Genomic DNA, 25,837 nt, shown 5'->3' on the forward strand with positions numbered 1-25,837 from the left:
CCTAGGGGTCACGCGGGGCCGCCCGTGGCCGGCTGCTCAACCTGCGGCTTGGCCGCCGCGATCCGCGCGAAGGCCGCGATGTCGAGCTGCTCGCCACGGGTCCTCGGGTCGATGCCGGCCGCGCGCAGGGCCTCCTCGGCGAGCGCGGGTGAGCCGGCCCACGACGCGAGGGCGCCGCGCAGGGCCTTGCGACGCTGGAGGAACGCGGCGTCGATGCACCGGAACACCTCCTCGCGCGTCGCCGTGGTCTCCGGCGGGGTGCGACGCCGCAGCGACACGAGCCCCGAGTCGACGTTGGGGGCGGGCCAGAAGACGTTGCGCCCGACGCGTCCGGCGAGCTCGACGTCGGCGTACCACGCGGCCTTGAGGCTCGGGATGCCATAGATCTTGCCGCCGGGCCGGGCCGCGAGTCGCTCGGCCACCTCGAGCTGGACCATGACGAGGACCCGTTCGAGGGTCGGGAAGTGCTGGAGGAAGGAGAGGACGACCGGTACGGAGATGTTGTAGGGCAGGTTGGCGACGAGGGCCGTCGGCTGCGGCTTGGGCAGCTTGGTCACCGTCAGGGCGTCGGCGGCCACGAGCCGCAGCTTGTCGGCGTTCTGCGGCTGCAGGCGCGCCACGGTCTCCTCGAGCGCGCCGGCGAGCCGGGGGTCGACCTCGACCGCGGTGACGTGCCGCACGACGGGCAGCAGCGCCAGGGTCAGCGAGCCGAGTCCCGGCCCGACCTCGACGACGACGTCGTCCGGTCCGACACCGGCGACGCGCACGATCTTGCGCACCGTGTTGGCGTCGACGACGAAGTTCTGCCCCCACTGCTTGGTGGGCCTGACCTCGAGCCGCTCGGCGAGCTCGCGCACCTGGGCCGGGCCGAGCAGGGCCGCGTCGTCCACCGGTGCGACGGGCTCGGCGGGCTCGGCGTGCGCGCTCCCCGTCGCGTCCTTCTTCGCCATGGACCTCACCCTATGGCCCGCGGGACCCGGGAACGCGGACGCCCACCCGACCTGGGGAGGTCGGGTGGGCGTCCGGTCACGCAGCGGGGTCAGCTCAGGCCTTGCACTGCCACTGCGAGGTGCCGTTGTCGGCGTACACGCGGTTGGCGACCGTGATCTGCTGCTCGCGCGAGGCGAGGTCGGCGCGCGAGGCGAAGTCGCCGCCGCCGTAGGCCAGCCACGTGGAGGTCAGGAACTGCAGACCGCCGTAGTAGCCGTTGCCGGTGTTGATGTGCCAGTTGCCGCTCGACTCGCACTGGGCGATCGAGTCCCACATCGCGGCGCGGGCCAGGTTGATCGAGCCGCCGGAGCCGCCGGTCGAGCCACCGCCGCCGGTGGACGCCGCGGGACGGGCCTTCGTGCCGACGAGCAGGATGCGGTCGACGGGGGCCTTGGTGACCTTGGCGGACAGACGCTTGGTCGCGACGACCTTGCCGTCGACGACGGTGCGCTGGACGGTGACGACGCGGGTGCCGTCGCTGCCGGCCTGCGAGACCTTGGTCTGGTCGGTGTACAGGCTCGAGGACTTCTTCTTCGTCGTGCCGTGGGCGATGGCCTCGGTGACGGTGGCCGACTTCTGCTGCACGCGCTGGACGCGGACCCTCGCGCCGGGGGCCAGCAGCGACGTGGCCGACGGTGTGACGCGGTCGGCCTTGCCGAGGTTGACGCCCAGCTGCTTGAGGGCCTCGCCGACCGTGGCGGCGGCCACGGTCTTGGTCGTGGTGTGACCGTCGGCGGAGACCGTGACGGCCTTCGGCGTGACGATCGTCAGGGACAGGCCCTGGCGGCCGATGGTCTGCGAGCGCGACACCGAGATGCGGGCGCCGTCGCTGCGGACGCCGAGGGCGAGCAGCGCACCGTCGACCGTGTTCTCGGTGGTGCGGATCTGGCGCTGCTTGCCGTCGATGGTGAGGGTCAGCAGACGGCTGTAGCGGACGGTGACCGACTGTCCGTCGTTGAGGGGGCTGTCGGCGGCGGGGACGACGACGTCGCCGGGCTTGGTGCTGATGCCCTGGGAGTCGAGGAGGTCACCGACGGTGCTGCCGAACACGTGGGCTGAAGAGGTCTTTCCGTCGACCGAGAGGGTCACGGACTTGTCGAGCTGGGCCGCTCCGACCGCACCACCGGTGAGGACGACGGCGGCGCCGGCAACGGCGAGGACCTTGAGATTGCGCGAAACCAAAACACTCCGAACGTCGAACGACCCGGGTGCAACGCGCTCTCGAAAGGCTCCTCTTCACGTCGTCGGGACGAGGTCGATGCGGGGCTGCAGCCGGCCAACAGTCGTCAACAGTGACCGACGGGGGCCCGTCAGGTCAAGTTTCGGTAACGACGCCGTCAGTCGCCGAGCGGTTCGTCGCGGGCTGCGCTAGGCGTTCTGCCCCGTTTTGGCCGAGGCCTCGTCGGCGTCGCTGCGGGCCCACGATCCGTAGACGCGCTCGCTGTTCTCGGACACCGCGCGGCACAGCGTCGGCACGTCGACGTTGAGCACGCCGGCCATGGCCCGCAGGGTCACCGGCACGAGGTAGGAGGCGTTGGTCGCGCCGCGGTGCGGGCTCGGCGCGAGGTAGGGCGCGTCGGTCTCGACGAGGAGGTTCGACAGCGGCGTGGCGGCGAGCGCGTCGCGCAGCCCGCGGGCGTTCTTGAAGGTCACGGTGCCGGCGAAGGAGAGGAGGTAGCCGCGCTCGACGCAGCGCTGGGCCATCGTGGCGTCGCCGGAGAAGCAGTGCAGCACCGTGTGCTCGGGGGCGCCCTCCTCCTCGAGGATGCGCAGGACGTCGTCGTGGGCGTCGCGGTCGTGGATCTGCAGGGCCCGGCCGGTGCGCTTGGCGAGGTCGATGTGCCAGCGGAAGCCGTCCTGCTGCACCGCGACGCCCTCGGGCCCGGTGCGGAAGTAGTCGAGGCCGGTCTCGCCGATGACGCGGACCCGCTCGTGCGTGGCGAGTCGCTCGACCTCCGCGTACGCCTCCTCGAGCCGGCCGGCGGCTGCCAGACGCGGAACCTCGTTGGGGTGCAAGGCGATTCCGCCGAGCAGCTCGGGGTGGCGGTCAATGGCCTCAATGGTGAAGGCGATGCCGTCGAGGTCGCAGCCGACCTGCACCATCCGCGTCACGCCGACCTGCCGGGCCCGGGCCACCGCCTCCGCGACGTCGAACGGCTCGTCACCCTCGCGCGTGATGTCGAGGTGCACGTGGTTGTCGACGACGTCGATCGGCAGAGGGTCGGGCCGATCCGGCAGGCCGCGGTGCCCCGAGGAGTGCGGGCTCATGCGTCGGGCGTGGCGGGGGTCGTGCCGCCGAGGCGGCCGCGCTCGGCCTCGATGACGGCCTCGGGGTCGAGCTTGACGAAGACGCCCGTCGGCTTGGCGATCGGGGTGCCGACGACGACCGGGCGCGACTCCCAGCGCGGCGTCGTGGAGTACTCCCCCGTGATGACCGGGTAGGAGCGGCTGTCGTCGTCGAGGTCCTCGACGACCTCGAGCCGCGGCATCGGCATGAAGTCGCCGGCGCCGCCGAGCACGGTGTGGACGCGGTTGGCCGCGTGGGGCAGGAACGGGGAGATGAGCGTGTTGAGGTCGCTCACCGCCTGGACGAGCGTGTGGAGCACGGTGGCGAGCCGCTCGCGCTCGTCCTCGCCCTTGAGCTTGAACGGCTCCGTGCGCGAGACGTAGGCGTTGGCCTCGCCGACGAGGCGCATCACCTCGCCGAGCGCCGCCTTCTGGCGGTGCCGCTCGAGCGAGGCCCCGACCGTGGCGAACCCACCGCGGACGGCCTCGAGCAGCTCCTCGTCGACCGGCTCGAGCAGGCCCGGGTCGGGGATCTGCCCGAAGCTCTTGGCGATCATGGCCGCGGTGCGGTTGACGAGGTTGCCCCAGCCCGCGACGAGCTCGCTGTTGTTGCGCTGGACGAACTCGGCCCAGCTGAAGTCGGCGTCCTGGTTCTCCGGACCGGCCGCGCAGATGAAGTAGCGGATCGGGTCGGGGCCGTAGCGGGCGACGATGTCCTGGACGTAGATGACGTGCTTGCGGCTCGTCGAGAACTGCCGGCCCTCGAGGGTGAGGTACTCGCTCGCGACGACCTCGGTCGGCAGGTCGAGCACGCCGTACGGCCCGGGCTCGCCGCCCTTGTCGCCCTTGCCGGCGTAGCCGAGCAGCTCGGCCGGCCAGATCTGGCTGTGGAAGGTGATGTTGTCCTTGCCCTGGAAGTAGTACGAGAGGGCGTCGGGCTCGTTCCACCAGTCACGCCACCGCTCCTCGTGGCCGGGCCCGAGCCGACGGGCCCACTCGATCGACGCGGAGAGGTAGCCGATGACGGCGTCGAACCACACGTAGAGGCGCTTGTTCGGGTTGTCCTCCCACCCCGGCAGCGGCACCGGGATGCCCCAGTCGATGTCGCGCGTCATGGCGCGTGGGCGAACGTCCTTGAGGAGGTTCTTGCTGAACTTGATGACGTTGGGCCGCCAGCGCCCGGAGGCCTCGCGCTCGTCGAGCCACTCGCCGAGCGCGTCGGCGAGCGCCGGCAGGTCGAGGAAGAAGTGCTGGGTCTCGACGAACTCGGGAGTCTCGCCGTTGATCTTGCTGCGCGGGTCGATGAGCTCGTCGGCGTCGAGCTGGTTGCCGCAGTTGTCGCACTGGTCGCCGCGCGCGTCCGGGAACCCGCATATGGGGCAGGTGCCCTCGATGTAGCGGTCGGGCAGGGTGCGGCCGGTCGAGGGGCTGATCGCGCCCTTGCTCGTCTGCTCGATCATGTAGCCGTTGGCGTGGACCTGGCGGAACAGCTCCTGCACGACGGCGTAGTGGTTGCGCGTCGTGGTGCGGGTGAAGAGGTCGTAGGACAGGCCGAGGTCGGTGAGGTCCTGGGCGATGACGGCGTTGTACTTGTCGACGAGCTCCTGCGGCGTCAGGCCCTCCTCCTCGGCGAGCACGAGGATCGGCGTGCCGTGCTCGTCGGTGCCCGAGACCATGAGGACCTCGTGACCCGCCATCCGCATGTACCTGCTGAAGACGTCGGAGGGCACGCCGAAACCGGCCACGTGGCCGATGTGGCGCGGGCCGTTGGTGTACGGCCAGGCGACGGCTGACAGGACATGACTCATGCGGTGAATCCTAGGCACCCGGCGGACTCGGACGCGCCCGGCGGGTATGACGGAGGCATGACTGGACACGTGGCACAGGCGCAGGTGGTGGTCGACGCGTCCCCCGAGAGGACGTGGCAGACCCTGACCGACCCGCAGCGGGTCAAGGAGTGGATGGTCGGGACGACCCTGACGACCGACTGGTCGGTCGGCGGACCCGTCACGTGGGCGGGCGAGATGGACGGCCGCCCCTACGAGGACAAGGGAGAGGTGCTCGAGGTCGACGAGCCGAGGCGGCTCTCCATGACGCACTACAGCCCGCTCATGGGACAGGAGGACCGGCCGGAGAACTACCACACGGTGACCTACACCCTCGAGGGCGAGGGCGACGGCCCGACCACCGTGGTGCTCGAGCAGGACGGCAACGACTCCGCCGAGCAGGCCGAGCAGTTCTCGCAGTTCTGGCTCTCGATGCTCGAGAAGCTCAAGTCGACCGCCGAGGACAGCTGACGCGTCGAGAAGCGTTGTGACACCGACGAACCGGCGTCCTCCATCCAGGAGGACGCCGGTTCGTGCGTGTCTGCGGTCGGCCGGGGCCGACGCGTCACTCGGTGAAGCTGACCTCGAGGCTGATCGGCACGGCCTTGAGCGCCTGGCTGACCGGGCAGCCCTCCTTGGCGGCCTGGGCGGCCTCCTCGAACTGGGCGGCGGTCAGGCCCGGGACCTTGCCGGTGACCGTGAGCACGATGCCGGTGATGCCGGTACCGGGCTGGAAGGTGACGGCGGCCTTGGTGTCGATGGTCTCCGGTGGCGTGCCGGCCTGCGCGAGGCCGTTCGACAGGGCCATCGAGAAGCACGTCGAGTGCGCGGCGGCGATGAGCTCCTCCGGACTCGTGCGACCGCCCGGCTGCTCGGCACGCGAGGCCCACGTGACCTCGTGGGTGCCGAGGTTCGACGACTCGAAGGTGACCTGGCCGGCCCCCTCCATGAGCGAACCCTCCCAGTGCGCGGACGCGTTGCGGATCGTAGCCATCCCAGCTCCTTGCCTCGTGTCTTCGGTGACATACCGGGCCGGCGGTCGGCGCCGGCCACTGTCGTCGGCAACGTCGTGTGACGCCGCCCTGTTCCACCCCTACCCTCTCGCAGTCACCCCCGGGCGACGGCGGCGTCGTAGAGCGCCTTCTTCGACAGCCCGCTCTCGGCGGCCACGGCGCCGGCCGCGTCCTTGAGCCGCTCACCCTGCCCGACGCGTCGGCGCACCTGCTCGACGGCGTCGTCGAGCGACGCGACGCGGCGCGGCGCACCGGCGACGACGACGGTGATCTCGCCCTTGACGCCGTCGGCCGCCCAGTCGACGAGCTCGGCGAGGCTGCCGCGTCGGACCTCCTCGTAGGTCTTCGTCAGCTCGCGGCACACGGCGGCCTGCCGGTCGGCGCCGAACGCGTCGCGCATCGAGGCGAGCGCGTCGGCCAGCCGGTGCGGGGCTTCGAAGAAGACCATGGTGCGCCGCTCGTCGGCGACCTCGGCCAGGGCGCGGGCCCGCTCCCCCGGCTTGCGCGGCAGGAACCCGTCGAAGCAGAACCGGTCGACGGGCAGGCCCGACACCGCGAGCGCCATGAGGACGGCGCTCGGGCCGGGCACGCACGTGACGCGGACGCCGGCCTCGACCGACGCGGCGACGAGGCGGTAGCCGGGGTCGCTGACCGAGGGCATCCCGGCGTCGGTGACGACGACGACGCGCTCGCCGGCGACGAGCCGCTCGACGAGCTCGGGCGTGCGGCGCGCCTCGTTGTGCTCGTGGTAGCTGAGGACGGCACCGCGCGGGGTGACGTCGAGGTCGGTGAGCAGGCGCCGCAGGCGTCGGGTGTCCTCGGCGGCCACGACGTCGGCGTCGGCGAGCTCGGCCGCGAGGCGGGGCGCGGCGTCGCGCGGGTCGCCGATGGGGGTGGCCGCGAGAACGAGGGTGCCGAGGGTGCCGGTGCTCATGGCGCCATCCTCGCAGGGTCACCGCGCCCGCCGCGTGGACGTCGACACGTCCGGCCGGCTGTCCGGATGCCGGACAGAGTGTCCAGATTCTGTCCCCCATCGTGGACCGGTAACGCTTCGGAAACGTCTTCGCGGTACCACTGACGCATGAGCACCCAGGACCGGGCCACCACCGAGCAGCTCCTCGAGGCCGACCGACGGGAGCCGAACGTCGCGACGTTCGCCGCCGGTGTCTCCTCGGCGCAGCAGCACGCCGCGCTCCGGGGGTCGGTGCGCCAGCTCGGCACGCTCCTCGGCGAGGCGCTGACCCGCCACGAGGGCCCCGAGCTGCTCGCCCTCGTCGAGCAGGTCCGCGGTCTGGCCCGCCAGCCCGAGGACGACGAGCTGCGCGCGGTGCTCGAGGGCGTCGACGCCTCGACCGCCGTCGTGCTGGCGCGCGCCTTCACCGCCTACTTCCAGCTCGTCAACGTCACCGAGCAGCTGCACCGCTGGCAGGAGCTGAGCGCCGTCGACGAGGGCCCGCTGGCCGCGACGGTCCGGCGCATCGGCGAGGCGCTCGACGCCGGCAGCCTCGAGCGCGAGCAGCTCGACGACGTGCTCGCCCGCCTCGAGTACCGCCCCGTCTTCACGGCCCACCCGACCGAGGCGACGCGGCGCACCGTCCTCAACCTCATGCGTCGGATCGCGGTCACCGTCACCGAGCTCGAGGACCCGCGCCGCCCGGCCACCGAGGGCCCGCGCACCGAGCGCCGCCTCGCCGAGCTCGTCGACATGCTGTGGCAGACCGACGAGCTGCGGATCGTGCGGCCCGAGCCGACTGACGAGGCCCGCACCGCGATGCACACCCTCCGGTTCCTCGCCGGCCAGGTCGTGCCCGACCTGCTCGCCGAGCTCGACCGCACCCTGGCCGGCATCGGCGTCGAGCTGCCGGCGTCGGCGCGGCCGCTGCGCTTCGGCGCCTGGGCCGGCGGCGACCGCGACGGCAACCCCAACGTCACGCCCGAGGTCACCCTCGAGGTCATCGGCCTGCAGCACGACGCCGGCCTGAGCGAGCTCGTCGAGAAGCTCGACCACATGCTCCACGAGCTGTCGAGCTCGACACGGTTCGTCGAGGTCACCGACGCCCTGCGCGAGAGCCTCGAGCGCGACGCCAAGGCCCTGCCGGTCACCTACGACACCGTGCGGCGGCTCAACGCCGAGGAGCCCTACCGGCTCAAGCTCAGCTTCGTCCGGGTGCGCCTGCTGCGCACCCGTGACCGCCTCGCCCACGGCACCGCTCACGAGCCGGGCCGCGACTACGCGACGTTCGACGAGCTGCTCGCCGACCTCGTCCTCATCCGCGAGTCGATGCTCGCCGGCGGCGACGCGCTGACCGCCGACGGCGCCATCCTGCGGCTCGTCCGGGCGGCCGTCGCGACCGGTACGGGCCTGGCCACCCTCGACGTGCGCGAGCACAGCGCCAAGCACCACGCCGCGCTCGCCGAGCTGTACGACCGCCTCGGCGAGCTCGACACGCCCTACGGCACGCTCGACCACGCCGAGCGCATCGAGGTGCTCTCCCGCGAGATGGCCTCGCGCCGCCCGCTCACCGGCACCGGGGCGCACGACCTCGGCGAGGCCGCGACGGCGTCGCTGTCGCTCATGTCCGCGATCGGCCGCGCGCTCGACACGTACGGCGACGAGTGCATCGAGACCTACATCGTGTCGATGACCCACGACGTCGACGACCTCTTCGCCGTCGTCGTCCTCGCCCGCGAGGCGGGCCTCGTCGACACCGGCAGCGACACCGCAGCCGCGACGGCGCGCATCGGTTTCGCCCCGCTCTTCGAGACCGTCGCCGAGCTCGAGGCCGCCGGGCCGCTGCTCGACGCGCTGCTGTCCGACGCGTCCTATCGACGCGTCGTGGCCGCGCGCGGCGACGTGCAGGAGATCATGCTCGGCTACTCCGACTCGTCCAAGGACGCGGGAATCGCCGCGTCGCAGTGGCAGATCCACCGCGCGCAGCGGGCACTGCGCGACGTCGCCCGACGCCACGGTGTCGTGCTCCGGCTCTTCCACGGACGCGGCGGCTCGGTCGGTCGCGGCGGCGGCCCCACCGGCGAGGCGATCCTGTCCCAGCCCTACGGCAGCCTCGACGGCCCGATCAAGATCACCGAGCAGGGCGAGGTCATCAGCGACAAGTACACGCTGCCGGGCCTGGCCCGGTTCAACCTCGAGGTGGCGCTCGCCGCGGTGCTCGAGGCGTCGGCCCTGCACCGGCGCTCGCTGCTGCCCAAGGACGTCCTCGACGGCTGGAACGCCACGATGGACCTCGTCGCCGGCCGCGGGCAGGACGCCTACCGCGCGCTGGTGCGCGACCCCGGGCTCGTGCCGTTCTTCGTGTCGGCGACGCCGGTCGACGAGCTCGGCAAGATGAACATCGGCTCGCGACCGTCGAAGCGCCCCGGTGGCGAGGGCGGCCTCGAGGACCTTCGCGCCATCCCGTGGGTCTTCGGCTGGACGCAGTCGCGGATCATCCTGCCCGGCTGGTTCGGGGTCGGTTCGGGCCTGGCCGCCGCCCGCGAGGACGGCCGGGAGAAGACGCTGCGCGAGATGTACGGATCGTGGGCCTTCTTCCGCACCTTCCTGTCCAACGTCCAGATGACGCTGGCCAAGACCGACCTCGACATCGCCGCCGGCTACGTGCGGGCCCTCGTGCCCGGCGAGGTCGCGGGGATCTTCGACACGATCCGCGAGGAGCACGCCCGCACCGTCGAGGAGGTGCTGCGCGTCACCGAGCAGGAGGAGCTCCTCGAGTCGGCGCCGGTGCTGCGCCGCACGCTGGCGCTGCGCGACAGCTACCTCGCTCCCCTGCACGCGCTCCAGACCTCGCTGCTCGCGCGGTCGCGGGCAGTGCCCGACGACGTCGAGCCCGACGAGGACGTCCAACGCGCGCTGCTGCTGACCATCAACGGCATCGCGGCGGGCCTGCGCAACACCGGCTGACGCGTCAGGCGGGCTCGGCGCTCGCGGCGCGCAGCAGGCGTTCGGCCTGCGCGCGCATGATGTCGCGCAGCTCCGGAGGGTCGAGCACCGTCATCTCCCAAGGGAGCACGCCGAGGTGCATCGCCATCCAGCCGAGGTGGTTGCCGCCCGCCTCGAAGATGCAGTGCGACGGCCCGTCGGCCGTCACCGTTCCGACCGAGGGCGGGACCTGCTGGTCCACCTCGGACTTCGGCGCGTGGATGCGGACGCGGCAGACGTGGTCGTAGGCGTCGCGCGAGATCGACCGACGCACGTGCTCGGCGGCGTCGGGGGCGTCCGCGCGCGGCCGGAAGCGCCAGCCGCGCGACTCGGCCCCGCTGATCCGGTCGAGCCGGAAGGTGCGCCAGTCCTGCCGGTCGAGGTCGTAGGCGAGCAGGTACCAGCGGCGGCCGGTCGCGACGAGGCGGTAGGGCTCGACGCGGCGCTCGCCCGCGCCGCGCGGCCCGTCGTAGGCGAAGGTGACCCGCTCGGTCTCGCGGCACGCCCGCGCGAGGACGAGGAGGGTCGACGCGTCGACGGGTGACGTGCTGCCGTCGAGCGTCACGGTCGCCTCGTGGATGGCCTCGACCTGCGCGCGCAGCCGCGCCGGCAGCACCTGGTCGAGCTTGGCCAGGGTGCGCACCGCGGCCTCGCCGAGACCCTCGACGGTGCCGCCGGCCGCGAGGCGCAGGCAGACGGCGATGGCCACGGCCTCGTCGTCGTCGAGCAGCAGGGGCGGCAGCCGTCGACCGGCGCCGAGCTGGTAGCCCCCGCCCGAACCGTGCGCCGCGTTGACGGGGTAGCCGAGCTCGCGGAGCCGGTCGACGTCGCGCCGCACGCTGCGGGTCGTGACGCCGAGGCGCTCGGCCAGCTCGGTGCCGCTCCACACCGGTCGGCTCTGGAGCAGGTCGAGCAGCCGCAGCACGCGGGCCGTGGGGCCGGGACCGTCGCTCGACGTGGACACGCCGCCAGTGTCGCACCCACTGCGGACAGTTTCTGTCCTATATGCCTGCCACGATCGACGCATGACACCGACGACGCAGACCACCATCGACTGGAACGAGACCCTCGTCGAGCAGGCCGACTGGCACTGGCAGCACCAGCTGCGAGCGCGACTCGAGGGGCTCACCGACGCGGAGTACCTCTGGGAGCCGGTTCCCGGCGCGTGGAACGTGCACCGCCGCGGTGAGGGCAGCACCGAGATCCAGGGCGGCACCGGCGAGATGACCATCGACTGGGCCTACCCCGCCCCCGAGCCCACGCCGGTGACGACCATCGCCTGGCGGCTGGCCCACGTCATCGTCGGGGTCCTCGGCGCGCGCGCCCACAACCACTTCGGCGCTCCCGAGGCCGACTACTTCACCTTCGACTACGCCGCGACCGCCGGCGAGGCGCTCGCCCAGCTCGACCGCGCGTACGCCGCCTGGTTCGACGGCGTACGCAGCTGGGGCGCCGACGGGCTGGCCGAGCCGTGCGGTCCGGCGGAAGGGCCGTTCGCCGACGCGTCCCGGGCCACGCTGGTGCTCCACATCAACCGCGAGCTGATCCACCACGGCGCCGAGATCGCCCTGCTGCGCGACCTCTGGGCCCACCGGACCGCCTGAAGCCTGCACCGCCTGCATCGCCTGCACCGCCTGCACCGCCTGCACCGACCCACCCCACGACGCGCCAGACCGTCCCCACCGAGAAGGAGCCACCCATGCCCGCACAGGTCCCACCCGTCGCCGACGAGCGCGACGCCCTCATCGCCTACCTCGACCAGCAGCGCGACGCGTTCGCCGCCGCCGCGTACGGTCTCACCGAGGAGCAGATCCGCCTGACCCCCACCGCCGGCACGCTGTCGATCGGCGGGCTCGTCAAGCACGTCACGACGTGCGAGCGCGGCTGGACCGAGCGGATGGCCGCGGCCCCGCACGCCCCGACGCCGCCCGAGACGTCCGTCGAGGAGCAGGCGCAGGCGTGGGGCGACGACTTCCGGGTCACCGACGCCGACACCCTCGAGTCGCTCCTGGCCGCCCTCGCTGCGCAGGGCGAGGTCACCCGGGAGGTGCTGCGCAGCGCGGACCTCGGCGCCGCGGTGCCGGTGCCCCGCGACGCGCCGTGGTTTCCCAAGGACGTCGACGCCTGGTCGGTCCGGTGGGTCGCCATGCACCTCGTCGAGGAGCTGGCCCGGCACGCGGGGCACGCCGACATCCTCCGCGAGTCGATCGACGGCGCGACGATGTACGAGCTCGTCGCGGGGCGAGAGGGCTGGCCGGAGACGCCCTGGCTCAAGCCGTGGCGTGCGCCGGTGACCGACCGGGCCTGAGCGAGTCGCGTCGGAGACAGGCGAAGGGCCCTTGGAAGTATGAGTCCCAAGGGCCCTTCTGGGGTGACCGGTCGTTGGTGACGCTCCCGGCCGACGAATCGGTTCCCTCGGTCCCGCCAGCCTCGTCACCCGGCTGTCGCAGTGGGTTGCCCCACCGTGTGGACCGTCGTCCCCGTCCCGTCCCGCTCTCCCCGAGGGGAGTGCGTGAGAGATTTCTATCCCGTCCTGCTCTGCGCCACAAGCACTTTCGCCAAAGAAAGTCGACGTCCACAGGCGCGCGGCGTGTCGTCCACAGCCGAGCCCGCATCGTCCACAACCTCCGAGCGGATGTGCACAGGTTGTCCCCCGCCGCCTGTGGATCAGGGCCGCACCGGGCCCACCGCCCGGCAAGGGTCAGGAGGCGGACGCGGCCAGGTCCTCGAGCAGCCGGGCCGCCGCCTCTGCGGCCTCGGCGCCTGCTCCGTCACCGGTGCCGCGCCGGTGCCGGGCCGCGTCGAACAGCGAGGCGACCTCCGCCTCGACGACGGCGCGCTCGTCGTCCTCGCCGAGAACGCGACGGTCCACCTCGGCTGCGCCCACCCCGACCGCGGCGCCGGCCACGTGCTCCGAGCTCGACGGGCCGGCCACCAGACCGGGCACGTCGGACATCGGGACGGCCTCGGCGTTGTCGAGCGCTGCGAGGGTCGTGCGCAGCGCCGAAACCGCACCACGGTCACGTTCGCGCATCGCGGCGGTGAGGCGTGCGCGGAGGGCCAGGCGCAGAGGAGAGGTCGTCATCGCACCGACGGTAGAGGTGGATGATCCACGGGGCCAACGCATTTCGTGCCCATCTCCCGCCGCGCCGTCAGCGTTCCACACCCGACGGAGGGGCGGCCGGCTCTCGCCGTCCGCCCCTCCGCCCACGTGCCGCGACGCGTCAGTCCGTCACTGGTTGACGCTAACCTGCATGAACGAGCCCTGTGCCGACGTCGACACGACCCGGATCTTCGTCCCGGTCCTGGGCACCTGGACGCTCGACCAGCCGAGGTTGCCGGTCGATGCGTCGGGCGCGACCCAGTAGCTCTTCGTGTCGTCGAAGAGCGGGTTGGCCGCGAGGCCGCCGTACGTCTGGCCGGTCGAGTTGGCGTGCAACGTGATCCGGTCGGTCGGCTCGAGTCCGAAGGTCGAGTCGTAGGACTGGATGCGCGGGCGCCACACCTTGCCGTTGTCCGGCCGGAGGAGCAGCCCGGGGTGGGCGTCGACCGGCAGGTACAGGCCACCGCAGCGGCCGGCGAGGCACGCGTCCCCGACGTTGTTGTCGGCGAACGAGGTGTCGTAGTACCAGACGAGCAGGCCGTCCTGGTACGGGAAGTGCTCGACCTGGTTCTGCAGGTTCGGGTTGTCGAGGAAGCCGAAGTTGTACGGCCCCGTGCGCAGTCCCCGGTCGTAGCCCTGGTAGTTGCGCAGCTCGGCGAAGTAGGCGTTGAAGTAGGACTTCGTCACCGACCCCGTCGTGCGCGAGAAGCCGGACAGCGTCCAGCCCGTGTCGGACTCGGCACCGTCGACGGCCTGTCCCGTCACGGCCACGTCGTCGACCCCGAACCCGGCCGGAGCCACGGCGCCGTCCGTCCAGTACCGGAACCCGAGGGTCACCGTCTGGCCGGCGTACGCGGACAGGTCGGCCGTCAGGTCGACCCACTGGCCACCGCTGGAGCCGGTGATGCCGTTGCCGAAGTTCTGCCCGTTCGGGTCCGTCGCCGTCGAGAGGTTGGTCGCCACCGGCTGGCCGTTGACCGTGAGGTAGGCGTAGTCCCAGTCCTGCTCGATGTCGTAGCGCGCCTTGGCCGACAGCGAGACCGTGCCGGACGGGAGGGTCACCGACTTCGTCATCGTCGTGTCGAGGTCGTTGCCCGACCCCGAGTGGTAGAAGTACGAGCCCGCATAGGGCGCACCGATGTCGGTCGTGACGGCCTTGTCGGGCAGCAGCGCGACGACCTGCTGCGCCTGCTTGGTGTTGGCCGAGGCCGGCCCGAGCTTGATCGAGGCCTTCTTGCCGTAGGGCACGACCGTGTAGTTCGACCAGCCGAGGAAGATCTTCTCGTAGGCCGACATCGGGATCGGCTCGCTGCCGATGCCGTCCTCGGGACGGCCGCTGCTGCCGTAGGACCCGGACGAGTAGAGGGTCCAGAACCCGGTCGAGTTCTCCGCGCCGCCGGTGTTGCCCGACGTGTCGTAGAGGTCAGGCAGGCCGAGGTCGTGGCCGAACTCGTGCGAGAAGACGCCGACGCCGCCGTTCTCGGGCTCGACGGTGTAGTCGCCGATCCAGAGGTTGCTGGTGCCGATGCGCACGCCCCCGGCCTTGTTGAAGTCCGGTCCGGTCGAGCCGATGTTGTTGTAGAAGGCGTACCAGCGGTGCGACCAGATCGCGTCGGTGCCGTACGCACCGCCGCCGGTCTCCTCGCCCTCGCCGGCGTGGATCGACTGGAAGTGGTCGATGTAGCCGTCGGGCTCGTTGAAGTTGCCGTCGTGGTCGTAGTCGTAGCGGTCCCAGACGTCGTACTTCGCGAGCTCCCGGGCGATCTGAGCGTCGGTCTTGCCGCTCGCGACCTCCCTTGCGTACCAAGCGTTCACGGAGTCCCGGACGAACAGCCACGTGCGGGCGCAGGTGATGCCACCGCAGTAGTTCGAGCCGTAGTACGCGGCGTTGAACGGCACCTGGACCCAGTCGGTCACCTCGCCGTTCACCGTGTACCGGTTCGAGCTCTGCTCCTTGTAGAAGTTGCGCATCGAGACGTCACCGGCGGTGTCGGAGAAGAGGAGCTTCTCGTAGTAGTCGCTCGAGAAGTCCGGCGCCCAGATGGTGCTGTTGTCGACCGACCGGTCGGGCTGCGGGATCTGGTTGTGCATCGGCCCGGGCAGGCCTCCGTAGGTGGGGCTCGACGGTGTGCCGAACTCCCCCGTCACGGTCCAGATCGAGTCCTCGCCCTCACGGGCGAGCTCGACGTACTGACCGCCGGCCACCTTGGCGACCTTGGCGTCGGCCGCGACCTTGCCCGACAGCTTCATCTGGACACCCTTGGTGCGCAAGGAGTCCTGCTTCTTGCCGAGCGGGTGGGCCGGGTTGTCCCGGCCCAGCTGCGCGCCGTTCCCCTTGCCGGGCGCCGCGGTGACGGCCGAGGCCGCCGTGGAGTAAGACCCGAGGGTCAGGGCGATCGCAAGCACCCCTGCCGGGACCGCCAGAACTCTCTTCCTCATGGATAAGCCCTTCGACGACGGACTCCCCCGAGCCGCCGGCGATGTCCGGCGCAGGGGCAGCGTAGGGCCGGACAGGGGCTGTTCGTGCGGGGATCGGTGAAGGTGTCGGTTGTGTCCGGATCGTCCCCCGGTTCAAGGGGTTTCGAGGAGCCGCTCACGGAAGAAGGAGCGCACGGCACTGACCGCCTCCGGGTGCCGGTGGTCGGTCAGGGTGGAGTGGCCGTGTCCGTCGAGCTCGACGGACATGAAGCCGTCGCCGAGCTCGCGGCGCAGCGTGTCGAAGCGGGTGCCGGTGACCCAGTCGTCGCGGTAGCGCAGGCCGAGCACCGGGCAGCCCGCAGCCACGCGGCGGCGAACGGCCTCGAGGTCGGCCGCGTCGAGGTTGACGTCGGCAGCACGCCGGGACCCGAGCGGCAACGGCGTGGCCGGCTGGGCGACGACCGGCGCGACGACGACGGGGTCGACCATCATCGCCAGGGCGAAGCCACCCGTGACGCACATGCCGAGCGCGCCCACCCCGGGGCCCCCGACGCGTCCGTGCAGCTCGCGCGCGAGGCTGCGCAGCCAGCCCGCGAGTGGGGCCGTCCGCCCGGTGGCGACCATCGTGAACTCGCGCGTGACGCAGAGCCGCGGCACGACGCGCACGGCCTCCCACGTGCGGGGCCGCGCGTGGGAGGAGCCGAACAGGTGCGGCATCGCGACGGTGAACCCGTCCTCGACCAACTCGTCGCCGAGCTCGATGACCTCCGGCGTCAGGCCCGGGCTCTCGTGGACGAGGACGATGCCGGGCCCGTCGCCCCGCTCGTAGACCGGGTAGGCGAAGCCCTCCGCGGCGTGCTCGCCGCGCCGCCAGCCGGAGAGCAACGACACCTGTCGAACGTACCCGCGATGACTACAGTGACCGCATGTCGTCCACCGGTGCCCTGGCGCGGTTCCTGTCGCGTCCCTCACCGTGGGACCCGGTGATGGCCGACGACCCCGCGGTGCGACGGTCGCTGCGCGGCGAGACGCTCCTCGTCCTCGGCGTCAGTCTCGGCTCCTCGGCCGTGTACGCCGTGCTCTCGATCGTCGAGAAGCTGACGCGGGCCGTACCGCTGTCCCAGCAGACGACGGCGATGAACCAGTCCGCGACGCCCGACCGGCCCTGGCTCGACCTCGCCTACCAGCTGGCCAACATCCTGCTGCCGCTCGTGCCGGTGCTGCTCGCCCTCTACCTGCTCGGCCATGTCCGCCGACCGTCCACCGAGGTGCGGGCCGGCCGTTTCATCGGGCTCGACCGCACCGAGCCCGGCCGCGACCTGCTCCGCGGCGTCGGGCTCGCCGCCGTCATCGGGATCCCCGGGCTCGGCGTCTACCTGCTGGCCCGCGCCCTCGGCGTCAACACGAACGTCTCCGCCGCCAACCTCGAGGCCGCCTGGTGGACCGTGCCGGTGCTCGTCCTCGCGGCGGTCGGCAACGCGCTGCTCGAGGAGGTCGTCATGGTCGGCTACCTCTTCACCCGCTGGCGGCAGTCCGGCTGGGCCTGGCCCCTCGTCATCGCCCTGTCGGCCCTGGTCCGCGGTTCCTACCACCTGTACCAGGGCTTCGGCGGCTTCGTCGGCAACATCGCCATGGGGCTGATCCTCGGGCTCGTGTTCGTGCGCACCCGACGCGTCATGCCCCTCGTCGTGTGCCACACGATCCTCGACGTCGTCGCCTTCCTCGGCTACTCGCTGCTGCGCGCCCGCGGCATCTCCCTCTGAGGCGTGCAGGCGCACTGCATACGATGGCGCGCATGAACTCGACCCGACAGGTGCGCGTCCGCCTGCTCGGGGACCCCGCCGACGACCTGCGCCTGACGCGTCGGGTCGCCGGGCGCATCGCGTGGCTCGGCTGGGCCGGCCCCCTGTTCTTCACCCTCGTCGGCGGCTTCATGCGCTTCTGGCACGTCGGGGCGCCGCACCAGCTCATCTTCGACGAGACGTACTACGTCAAGCAGGGCTGGTCCATGGCCCTGTACTGGTTCGAGATGAAGAACGACGACGTGCTGCAGCAGGCCAACCAGGTCGACCAGCACTTCACCGCCAACGACCCGATGATCTACGGCACCGAGGGCGACTTCGTCGTGCACCCGCCCGTCGGCAAGTGGCTCATCGGCTGGGGCGAGATGCCGTTCGGCATCCTCAACTCCTTCGGCTGGCGGTTCGCGGTCGCCCTCGCCGGCACGATCTCGATCTTCATGCTCGGGCGCATCGCGCGGCGGCTCTTCCGCTCCGACCTGCTCGGCACCGTCGCCGCCGCCCTGCTCGCCTTCGAGGGCCACCACTTCGTCCACTCCCGCACCGGCCTGCTCGACATCTTCGTCATGTTCTTCGGCCTCGCCGCGTTCGGGGCCCTGCTCATCGACCGAGACCGGGCCCGCGAGGTGCTGGCCCGCAAGGTCGGCGACCGGCCACGCGCGGCCACCTCGCGGCTCGGGCCGTGGCTGGGCTGGCGTCCGTGGCGGTGGGTGGCCGGCGTCATGCTCGGGCTCTCGGCCGGCACCAAGTGGTCGGGCCTCTACTTCGTCGTCGCCTTCGGGCTGCTCACGGTCCTCTGGGACGTCGGGGCCCGGCGCACCGCGGGCGTGCGCGGCTGGGCCTCGGGCGCCCTCGTCAAGGACGGGCCCTTCGCCTTCGTGCAGCTCGTCGGCACGGCGGTCGTCACGTACGTGGCCAGCTGGACCGGCTGGATCCTGACCCAGGGCGGGTCGTTCCGCACGTGGGCGGCGAACAACCCCGACACCCACTACGCCTGGCTGCCGGACTGGTGGCGCTCGCTGTGGGCCTACCACCAGCAGATGTACGCCTCGACGCAGGCCATCACGTCCTCGCACCCGTACCAGACCAACCCGTGGTCCTGGCTCATCCAGGGCCGGCCGACGTCCTTCTTCTACGAGGGGCCGAAGAAGGGCGCCGAGGGCTGCCTCGTCGACCAGTGCAGCAAGGCGATCACCTCGATCGGCACCGTCTCGATCTGGTGGACCGCGACGCTGGCGATCTTCGTCCTGCTCTTCATGTGGGCGCTGCGCCGCGACTGGCGCTCGGGCGCGATCCTCTGCGGCCTCTTCGCCGGCTACCTGCCGTGGTTCTTCCTCGGCAACCGCACCATCTACTCCTTCTACGAGGTCGCCTTCGTGCCGTGGGTCGTGCTCGCGTGCGTCTACGTCCTCGGGATGGTCATGGGTGGGCGCGAGGCGTCCGTGACGCGTCGACGCGTCGGGCTCGGTGTCATCGGCGGGTTCGTCCTGCTGACGATGGCCCTCTTCGCGTTCTTCCTGCCGATCTACGTCGCCGACGTCATCCCGCTGTCGGAGTGGCAGGCGCGGATGTGGTTCCCCAGCTGGGTCTGAGGGGCTACACCCGATGACGTAGTCGGCGGTACTCCGCAGGCTGGTCGACCGGGCCGATGACGGTACCTAGCGTCGATCCATGAACACGGGGTCGCCGCTGTCTCCTGCCCGTAGCCCGCACCGACGCGTCCGGTGGCTGGCCCGCATCCTGCCGCCGGCGATCGTCGCCGCGCTGGCGCTGCTCGTCGGGGCGCCGGCCTCACCGGGCTGGGCCGACACCCCGGCCGACCAGGTGCACTACACCTTCACCGGGTCGACGTCGGTCGCCATCGACTGGCAGGGCACGGCAAACGACGTCCGGTGGGGCACGACGACCTCCTACGGGCAGACGGCCACGGGCTCCGCGCCGGGGTGGACGCCGTGGGACTCCCCCGGCCCCTTCTGGCAGCTCGAGCTCGGCGGCCTCGTCCCGGGCACGACCTACCACTACTCCATCGGCGGCGGACCCGACTACACCTTCCACGCGCCACCGACCTCGGCCTTCCGGTTCGACGCCATCGGCGACGTCGGCGACACCGTCAACTTCTCCAAGCTCGGCGCGACGCTCGACAACATCACGGCCGACGACCCGTCGTTCGTCCTCATGGTCGGCGACCTCACCTATGCCAACGGCACGTCGATGGCGGCGATCAGCCAGCACTTCGACGACGTCATGCGGTGGAGCACCCGCGCCGCGTACATGCCCGCGTGGGGCAACCACGAGTACGACGTCGCCGGCTCGGACGACCTGCGCAACTACAAGGGGCGCCTCCTCATGCCCCACGCCGCAGCGTCGCCCGGGTCGCCGGCCATCTCGTCCGGCGGCAACGACTGGGGCTGGTTCGACGCCGGGCCCGTGCGGTTCATCGCCTACCCGGAGCCGTGGACGGGCGCCTGGAGCGACTGGCAGTCCAAGGCCGGACCGTTGATGCGGCAGGCGCAGGACGACCCGAACATCCAGTACATCGTCACCTACGGCCACCGCCCCGCCTACTCGACCGGCTACCACCCCGGCGAGGCCGGGATCGCCTCGATCCTCGACGGCTTCGGGCAGACGTACAGCAAGTACGTCCTCAACATCAACGGCCACTCGCACGACTACGAGCGCTTCCAGCCGATCCAGGGCGTCACGCACGTCACCGTGGGGGCGCCGTCCTCGCTCGAGACGCCGTGGACGAGCACCGACCCGCGCACGGCGTTCCGGGCCATGCACCTGTCGCACCTGCGTGTCGACGTCGGCCCGACCGGCCTCAAGCTGCAGGCGGTCTGCGACTCGTCGGCCTCCAAGGAGGACATGACGTGCACGGCGGGCAGCGTCATCGACGAGTACGTCATCGGCACGCCGCCGGTGCTGCCGGTGTCGACCGACTTCTACGTCGACAAGACGAGCCCGGTGTGCAGCGACTCCGGCAACGGCACCTCGAGCGCACCGTTCTGCACCATCACCAAGGGCGTCAGCCGCCTGCAGGCCGGCAACGCCCTCTACATCGGCGACGGCACCTACGCGGAGACGGTCAAGCCGTCCGCGTCGGGCACGGCCAGCGCCCCCATCACCATCACGAGCTGGCCGGGGCGCAACCCCGTCATCGGCACCGGCGTGACGAACGGCGCCTACATCTCGACGCGGAGCTACATCACCCTGTCCAACCTCACGTTCACGGGCACGACGGGCGACGGCGTCTACGTCACGAAGAGCGACCACATCACCGTCCGCGGCAACACCGTGACCAACGCAGGTCGTCAGGCCCAGAGCGCGACGGCCCCCGGCATCAGCATCCGCACGACGAACAACTCCCTCGTCGCCGACAACAACACCAACCACAACAGCGACACCGGCATCTACGTCACGAGCACCTCGACGGGCAACACCGTGACGAACAACCAGTCGAGCTTCAACGCCCAGGGCTGGCAGCGCAACGCCAACGGCATCAACGTCACGAGCCCGGGCAACGTCATCTCCGGCAACGTGACCCACGACAACGAGGACACCGGCATCCAGCTCTACACGGGCGCCAACAACAACCTCGTGACCCTCAACGTCACGTACAACAACGGCGACCACGGCATCGACAACCTCAACGTCACCGGCGGCACGATCGTCGGCAACACAGTGTTCCGCAACTGCACGAGCGGCATCAACCTCGAGGGAGCGACGTCGGGCACCTACCGGATCGCCAACAACGTCGCCGTCGACAACGCCGTCTACCCGGCCTACGCCGGCATCAGCTGTGCGCGCCGCGCCGGCAACATCGGCGTGTGGGACGGCGCCCAGAACAGCACGCTCGTCGACCACAACCTCGTGTACCTCAGCAAGACCGGTGTCATGTACGCCTGGGGCACGACGTACACGAGCCTCGCGGCGATGCGCACGGCTTCCGGTCAGGAGGCCGCGGGCGTCCAGGCCGATCCGAAGTTCGCCGACACCAGCACCTGGGACCTCTCGCTGCGCGAGGGCTCCCCGGCCATCGACCGCGGCGACAGCGGCGTGCCGGGCGTGCAGGCCACCGACATCCTCGGCTACCCGCGCGTGCGCGACCCGAACGTCGCGAACACCTTCGCGGCGGGTCCGCGACTCTACGACGACCTCGGCGCCTACGAGTTCCAGCCCGAGCTGCCGCCGCCGGTCCAGCCGCCGGTCGCGGCCCTGACGCTGACGCCGACGTCTGGCACCGCCCCGCTGCTGGTGAGCGCCGACGCGTCCGGCTCGAACGACCCGCAGGGCCAGGCCCTCAGCTACTCGTTCGACTTCGGCGACGGCACGACGCTGACCGGGCAGTCCTCGGCCGTCGCGAGCCACACCTACGACGCGGCCGGCACGTACACCGTCACCGTGACCGCCCGGAACACCTCCGGCCTCACCGGGACCGCGAGCCGCTCGGTGGCCGTGGCCGCGCCGCCGCCGCCCGTCCAGGCCCCGACCGCGAGCCTCGTCATGACGCCGAGCAACGGCATCGCGCCGCTGTCGGTCACGGCCGACGCCTCGGCGTCGACCGACCCGCAGGGCCAGGCCCTGACGTACGCATTCGACTTCGGTGACGGTACGACGGTGGCCGCGCAGTCCTCGCCGACGGCCTCGCACGTCTACACCGGCGTCGGCACGTTCACGGCGAAGGTGACGGTCCGCAACACGAGCGGACTGAGCACCACGACGACCGCCACCGAGACGGTCACGGCACCTCCGGTCGTGCAGCCACCCGCCGCGTCGCTCTCGGTGACGCCGGCGAGCGGTGACGCACCACTGGCCATGACGGCCGACGCGTCCGCGTCGAGCGACCCGCAGGGACAGACGCTCTCGTACGCGTTCGACTTCGGTGACGGCGCCACGGTCGCGGCCTCCTCCAGCGCGACGGCGAACCACACCTACTCGACTCCCGGCAGCTACACGGTCACCGTCACGGTCACCAACACGTCGGGCCTCAGCAACAGTGCCGCGCGCACCGTGTCCGTCACGACGCCGCCGCCACCGGTGCAGCCGCCGGTCGCGACGCTCGCGGTCACGCCGACGAGCGGCACCGCACCCCTGGACGTGACGGCTGACGCGTCGGCCTCGAGCGACCCACAGGCACAGTCGCTCTCGTACGCGTTCGACTTCGGTGACGGCACGACCGTGCCCGCATCGGCCACGGCGACCGCGAACCACACGTTCACCGCGGCCGGAAGCTACACGGTCACCGTGACCGTCACGAACACCTCGGGCCTGGTGGCGACCGACCAGCGGTCGGTCACGGTGTCGGCTCCACCGCCACCGCTCCAGCCCCCGACGGCGTCCCTGTCGGTGACCCCGTCGAGCGGTACCGCGCCCGTCGCCGTCACCGCCGACGCGTCGGGTTCGAGCGACCCGCAGGGACAGACGCTCTCGTTCGCGTTCGACTTCGGTGACGGCACCGCGGTGCCCGCGTCGCCGACCGCCACGGCGAGCCACACGTACCCGACACCGGGCAGCTACACCGTCACCATGACGGTGGCGAACACGTCGGGGCTCACCGCGACCGCCCAGAAGGCCGTCACGGTCGCGGCACCACCGCCACCCGTGCAACCGCCGACGGCATCCCTGTCGGTGACCCCGACGAGCGGCACCGCGCCCGTCGCCGTCACAGCCGACGCGTCGGCCTCGAGCGACCCGCAGGGACAGACGCTCTCGTACGCCTTCGACTTCGGTGACGGCACGACCGTGCCGGCGTCGGCGACGGCGGCCGCCAGCCACACCTACACGACGGCCGGCAACTACGCGGTGACCGTCACCGTGACGAACACCTCGGGCCTCATGGCCACCGCCAGCCGGGGCGTCACCGTCTCACCGCCGATCCTGCCGCCCGCGGCCTCGCTCACGCTCACGCCGTCCAGCGGGCTCGCGCCCTTGGCCGTCACGGCCGACGCGTCGGCCTCGACCGACCCGCAGGGACAGGCCCTGACCTTCGGGTTCGCCTGGGGCGACGGCACGACCACGGCCGCCTCGGCAACCCCGACGGCCACCCACACGTACACGACCGCCGGCACCCGGACGGTGACGGTGACCGTCACAACCACCTCCGGCAAGAGCACGACGGCGTCACGTCAGGTGACGGTGACCGCACCCCAGGCGCCCACGGCGTCCTTGACGGTGACGCCGTCCAGCGGCACCGCACCGGTGACGGTCACGGCCAACGCGTCGGCCTCCACCGACCCGCAGGGACAGGCCCTGACGTACGGGTTCGCCTGGGGTGACGGCACGACGACGGCCGCCTCGGCGACCCCGACGGCCACCCACACCTACCCGACCGCGGGCAGCTACACGGTCACCGTCACGGTCACCAACACCTCGGGCCTCAAGGGCACGGCCCAGCGCACCGTGACGGTGTCGGCGCCCCTCCCCGGCTACGTCGGGACCGTCGGCACCGCGTCGTCCACGTCGACGAGCACCAGTGGCGTCATCACGCTCGGTGGGACGACGACCGTCCAGCAGAACCACCTCGTCGTCGTCACCCTCGAGATGAGGTCGACGTCGACGAACGGCACGGTCACCGCCACCGACACCGCCGGCAACACCTACACGGTGGCCCGGTCGGTGGCCGTCAGCGGAGGTCGTCTCGTGGTGCTCACGGCCCTGACGACCGCACCGCTTCCCGCAGGGGCGCGGATCACGGCGACGTTCCCGAGCGCGACGACCTACCGGATGGTGGCCGACGACCTGCTCGGGGTCACCCGGGTCGACCGCGTCGCTTCGGCCACGGGCACGAACCGGTCCTTCTCGTCCGGCTCGACGCAGACGACGAGGACGGCCCGTGAGGTGGTGTTCGGGGCGGTCGCCTCGATCACCTCGTCGAGCAACCCGGCGTGGACCTCCGCCTGGACGGCCCTGACCCCGCAGGCCACGGGCAGCACCAACCTGGGCCGGGCCTACCAGCTGCCGACCTCGACCGGGACCTTCCGCGCCGACGGCACCACGTCGGGCACGTGGGGGGCACTGGTGCTCACCTTCCGACCGTGAGCCCCGGCCGTCGCGTCGAAACCCCTCCGACGCGGCGGCCGGTACGGCAGCGGGTCAGCCGGCGAGCTCGATCTCGTGCCTCGAGGTGCGGTAGAGCTCGAGGACGATGATCTTGGGTGGCGACGGCGTCGTCTCACGTGCGCCTGGGACCAGGGGCGTGGCGGAGCGACGTCTTCCCGGGCGGCCGGTCATCGGCAGGACGGGTGGTGAGGTCGAGGTGTAGCGGTGCCCGGTCGGGGTGGTGATCTCGACCGTGTGGGGTGGGTCATCTGCGTGGCCCGGACCCGGCTTTATGACGCGGGAGTGCCACCTGGGTTGTTCCTTGGTGAGGTTGCAGCGCACGCACAGGCCTTGGCCGTTGGTGGCGCTGGTGGCCCCGCCCTCGGCGTGCGGGGTGACGTGGTCGATGTGGGCGACGGGTGCGTCGCACCAGGGGGTGCGGCAGGTGCCGTCGCGGGCGATGACGAACCGGCGCAGCCCGGCCGGGAACAGCCGTCGGGTGCTGTCCATGGCCACGAGGGTGCCGGTGTCGGGGTGGGTGAACAGGCGCCGGACCCAGGCCTTCACGGGTGTGCCTCGTGCCAGGTTGCAGTCGGTGTCGGCGGCGGGGTTGCCGGGGCTGGTGCCGGGGGTGCGCGTGCCAGCGCCGTCGACCTTGCCGAGGCCTATGGGCCGGCCGGTTTGGTCGGCTTCGCCGGTGCGGCGGGGCGCGACGCTGGCGCGTGGCTCGCCGTGGGTGGGGGTGGTGACGCCGGCCAGGAGGTTGCGGGCCCAGCCGGCGGGGACGGGGCCGTAGCCGGGCACGTGGGCCGGGGTGTGGTCGCCGGCGAGCAGGGCGCGGTCGGTCATGACGAGCTGGACCTCGACGGGCACATCAGTGGCGGTGGCCTGCCCGGTGACGCGTTCGACGAGGGTGTCGGCCATGAGCTGGCCCTTGCCGCGGGCGTCGCCGGCGGCTTTCCCGGCGAGGGCGGCCCGGGTCAGGGCGGCGTGGACGGCGACGGCCTGGGCGACCGGGAGCAGCGCGGTGACCAGGGCCATCGTGTCCGGGACGGGGCGGATCGTGACCCGGCGCTCGGACTCGGCCAGGCGGCACCGTTGCACGGCGGCCTCGGCGTCGAGCCGGTCGGCGCAGGCCCGGACGCGGCGTTCCAGCTCGCGGTCGCCCCAACCGCCCACCCCGGACGTCGGGTCGTCGACATCGAGGTGGGTCCCGATGACCTCGGCGTCGACCCTGGACCGAACCGCCGGTTCGAGGTGGCCGGTAGCCCGGACGACGAGGTCGGCACGCCGCTCGTTGAGGGCCCCGGCCGACAGTGCGTCCAGGGTGTGCGGCAGGTGGCGCACCAGCGCCACCGACGCGTTCGCCAGGCGCGACCCCCGAGCGGGCGACTCGTGCCTGGCCAGGGCCACCTCGGCCGCGACCC

Annotated in this window: 18 protein-coding genes; 7 read left to right on the forward strand and 11 right to left on the reverse strand. The window is 71.8% G+C overall.

The genetic code is table 11. From position 1 onward, the window contains the following. Positions 1-8: 8 nt before the first annotated feature. The 4 genes from rsmA to metG all read right to left on the reverse strand — a co-directional run bounded on the left by rsmA (position 9) and on the right by metG (position 5,084). Positions 9-950, reverse strand: a complete 942-nt coding sequence (rsmA, locus tag RY076_RS19515) for a 16S rRNA (adenine(1518)-N(6)/adenine(1519)-N(6))-dimethyltransferase RsmA (protein WP_323100953.1) — start codon at positions 948-950, stop codon at positions 9-11. Between the two features lie 94 nt (positions 951-1,044). Beyond that, positions 1,045-2,172 carry a ubiquitin-like domain-containing protein gene (locus tag RY076_RS19520; RefSeq protein ID WP_323100955.1) on the reverse strand — a complete coding sequence of 376 codons (1,128 nt, stop codon included), beginning with the start codon at positions 2,170-2,172 and terminating at the stop codon, positions 1,045-1,047. A gap of 186 nt (positions 2,173-2,358) precedes the next feature. After that, a complete protein-coding gene (locus RY076_RS19525; RefSeq protein ID WP_323100957.1) occupies positions 2,359-3,258 on the reverse strand; it encodes a TatD family hydrolase in 900 nt (299 codons plus the stop codon). Next, a complete protein-coding gene (metG, locus tag RY076_RS19530) occupies positions 3,255-5,084 on the reverse strand; it encodes a methionine--tRNA ligase (RefSeq protein ID WP_323100958.1) in 1,830 nt (609 codons plus the stop codon). Before metG ends, RY076_RS19525 begins: the two co-directional genes overlap by 4 nt. Before the next feature lie 57 nt (positions 5,085-5,141). On the opposite strand from metG, the gene RY076_RS19535 reads away from it, so the two are divergent. After that, on the forward strand, positions 5,142-5,573 hold the full coding sequence (locus RY076_RS19535; protein WP_323100960.1) for an SRPBCC family protein: 432 nt from the start codon (positions 5,142-5,144) through the stop codon (positions 5,571-5,573). A gap of 94 nt (positions 5,574-5,667) precedes the next feature. Here the strand turns inward: RY076_RS19535 and RY076_RS19540 are convergent, their stop codons facing one another. Next, positions 5,668-6,096: an OsmC family peroxiredoxin gene (locus tag RY076_RS19540; protein WP_323100961.1), complete on the reverse strand. Its 429-nt coding sequence runs from the start codon at positions 6,094-6,096 to the stop codon at positions 5,668-5,670. A 113-nt stretch (positions 6,097-6,209) separates the two neighbouring features. After that, positions 6,210-7,049: a 16S rRNA (cytidine(1402)-2'-O)-methyltransferase gene (rsmI, locus tag RY076_RS19545; RefSeq protein WP_323100963.1), complete on the reverse strand. Its 840-nt coding sequence runs from the start codon at positions 7,047-7,049 to the stop codon at positions 6,210-6,212. A 147-nt stretch (positions 7,050-7,196) separates the two neighbouring features. Between rsmI and ppc the strand changes: the two genes are divergently transcribed. Next, positions 7,197-10,034, forward strand: coding sequence for a phosphoenolpyruvate carboxylase (ppc, locus tag RY076_RS19550; protein WP_323100965.1), 2,838 nt, complete (start codon positions 7,197-7,199; stop codon positions 10,032-10,034). Positions 10,035-10,038: 4 nt separating this feature from the next. Here ppc and RY076_RS19555 read toward each other — a convergent pair whose 3' ends face one another. Beyond that, the gene (locus RY076_RS19555; RefSeq protein WP_323100967.1) at positions 10,039-11,016 is read right to left on the reverse strand and encodes a helix-turn-helix transcriptional regulator; all 978 of its coding nucleotides are present in this window, start codon (positions 11,014-11,016) and stop codon (positions 10,039-10,041) included. Positions 11,017-11,077: 61 nt separating this feature from the next. On the opposite strand from RY076_RS19555, the gene RY076_RS19560 reads away from it, so the two are divergent. Together RY076_RS19560 and RY076_RS19565 are read left to right on the forward strand one after the other, a co-directional pair. Continuing rightward, on the forward strand, positions 11,078-11,656 hold the full coding sequence (locus RY076_RS19560; protein WP_323100969.1) for a DinB family protein: 579 nt from the start codon (positions 11,078-11,080) through the stop codon (positions 11,654-11,656). Between the two features lie 95 nt (positions 11,657-11,751). Continuing rightward, the gene (locus tag RY076_RS19565; RefSeq protein WP_323100971.1) at positions 11,752-12,360 is read left to right on the forward strand and encodes a DinB family protein; all 609 of its coding nucleotides are present in this window, start codon (positions 11,752-11,754) and stop codon (positions 12,358-12,360) included. Between the two features lie 393 nt (positions 12,361-12,753). On the opposite strand, the gene RY076_RS19570 is transcribed toward RY076_RS19565, so the two are convergent. The 3 genes from RY076_RS19570 to RY076_RS19580 form a co-directional block, all read right to left on the reverse strand. Next, positions 12,754-13,137 carry a hypothetical protein gene (locus tag RY076_RS19570; protein ID WP_323100972.1) on the reverse strand — a complete coding sequence of 128 codons (384 nt, stop codon included), beginning with the start codon at positions 13,135-13,137 and terminating at the stop codon, positions 12,754-12,756. 147 nt (positions 13,138-13,284) lie between these two features. Beyond that, on the reverse strand, positions 13,285-15,594 hold the full coding sequence (locus RY076_RS19575) for an immune inhibitor A domain-containing protein (protein WP_323100973.1): 2,310 nt from the start codon (positions 15,592-15,594) through the stop codon (positions 13,285-13,287). A 132-nt stretch (positions 15,595-15,726) separates the two neighbouring features. Next, entirely contained in the window at positions 15,727-16,464 is a 738-nt protein-coding gene (locus RY076_RS19580) for a dienelactone hydrolase family protein (protein WP_323100974.1), read from the reverse strand. Positions 16,465-16,559: 95 nt separating this feature from the next. On the opposite strand from RY076_RS19580, the gene RY076_RS19585 reads away from it, so the two are divergent. The 3 genes from RY076_RS19585 to RY076_RS19595 all read left to right on the forward strand — a co-directional run bounded on the left by RY076_RS19585 (position 16,560) and on the right by RY076_RS19595 (position 24,410). Then, positions 16,560-17,336: a CPBP family intramembrane glutamic endopeptidase gene (locus RY076_RS19585; protein WP_323100994.1), complete on the forward strand. Its 777-nt coding sequence runs from the start codon at positions 16,560-16,562 to the stop codon at positions 17,334-17,336. Between the two features lie 32 nt (positions 17,337-17,368). Then, positions 17,369-18,964, forward strand: coding sequence for a dolichyl-phosphate-mannose--protein mannosyltransferase (locus RY076_RS19590; RefSeq protein ID WP_323100975.1), 1,596 nt, complete (start codon positions 17,369-17,371; stop codon positions 18,962-18,964). Between the two features lie 79 nt (positions 18,965-19,043). Continuing rightward, entirely contained in the window at positions 19,044-24,410 is a 5,367-nt protein-coding gene (locus RY076_RS19595; protein ID WP_323100976.1) for a PKD domain-containing protein, read from the forward strand. A 54-nt stretch (positions 24,411-24,464) separates the two neighbouring features. Here RY076_RS19595 and RY076_RS19600 read toward each other — a convergent pair. Further along, positions 24,465-25,837 (reverse strand): HNH endonuclease (locus RY076_RS19600; protein WP_323100977.1); only part of this gene is annotated, 1,373 nt, incomplete at its 5' end.

It is taken from the genome of Intrasporangium zincisolvens, assembly GCF_034724055.1.
Lineage (GTDB): Bacteria > Actinomycetota > Actinomycetes > Actinomycetales > Dermatophilaceae > Monashia > Monashia zincisolvens.

Bases quoted from the DNA above. Each gene is read 5' to 3' on its own strand.
- rsmA (WP_323100953.1), bottom strand. From the start codon at position 950: ATGGCGAAGAAGGACGCGACGGGGAGCGCGCACGCCGAGCCCGCCGAG.
- RY076_RS19525 (WP_323100957.1), bottom strand. From the start codon at position 3,258: ATGAGCCCGCACTCCTCGGGGCACCGCGGCCTGCCGGATCGGCCCGAC.
- metG (WP_323100958.1), bottom strand. From the start codon at position 5,084: ATGAGTCATGTCCTGTCAGCCGTCGCCTGGCCGTACACCAACGGCCCG.
- RY076_RS19535 (WP_323100960.1), top strand. From the start codon at position 5,142: ATGACTGGACACGTGGCACAGGCGCAGGTGGTGGTCGACGCGTCCCCC.
- RY076_RS19540 (WP_323100961.1), bottom strand. From the start codon at position 6,096: ATGGCTACGATCCGCAACGCGTCCGCGCACTGGGAGGGTTCGCTCATG.
- rsmI (WP_323100963.1), bottom strand. From the start codon at position 7,049: ATGAGCACCGGCACCCTCGGCACCCTCGTTCTCGCGGCCACCCCCATC.
- ppc (WP_323100965.1), top strand. From the start codon at position 7,197: ATGAGCACCCAGGACCGGGCCACCACCGAGCAGCTCCTCGAGGCCGAC.
- RY076_RS19560 (WP_323100969.1), top strand. From the start codon at position 11,078: ATGACACCGACGACGCAGACCACCATCGACTGGAACGAGACCCTCGTC.
- RY076_RS19565 (WP_323100971.1), top strand. From the start codon at position 11,752: ATGCCCGCACAGGTCCCACCCGTCGCCGACGAGCGCGACGCCCTCATC.
- RY076_RS19570 (WP_323100972.1), bottom strand. From the start codon at position 13,137: ATGACGACCTCTCCTCTGCGCCTGGCCCTCCGCGCACGCCTCACCGCC.
- RY076_RS19575 (WP_323100973.1), bottom strand. From the start codon at position 15,594: ATGAGGAAGAGAGTTCTGGCGGTCCCGGCAGGGGTGCTTGCGATCGCC.
- RY076_RS19585 (WP_323100994.1), top strand. From the start codon at position 16,560: ATGGCCGACGACCCCGCGGTGCGACGGTCGCTGCGCGGCGAGACGCTC.
- RY076_RS19590 (WP_323100975.1), top strand. From the start codon at position 17,369: ATGAACTCGACCCGACAGGTGCGCGTCCGCCTGCTCGGGGACCCCGCC.
- RY076_RS19595 (WP_323100976.1), top strand. From the start codon at position 19,044: ATGAACACGGGGTCGCCGCTGTCTCCTGCCCGTAGCCCGCACCGACGC.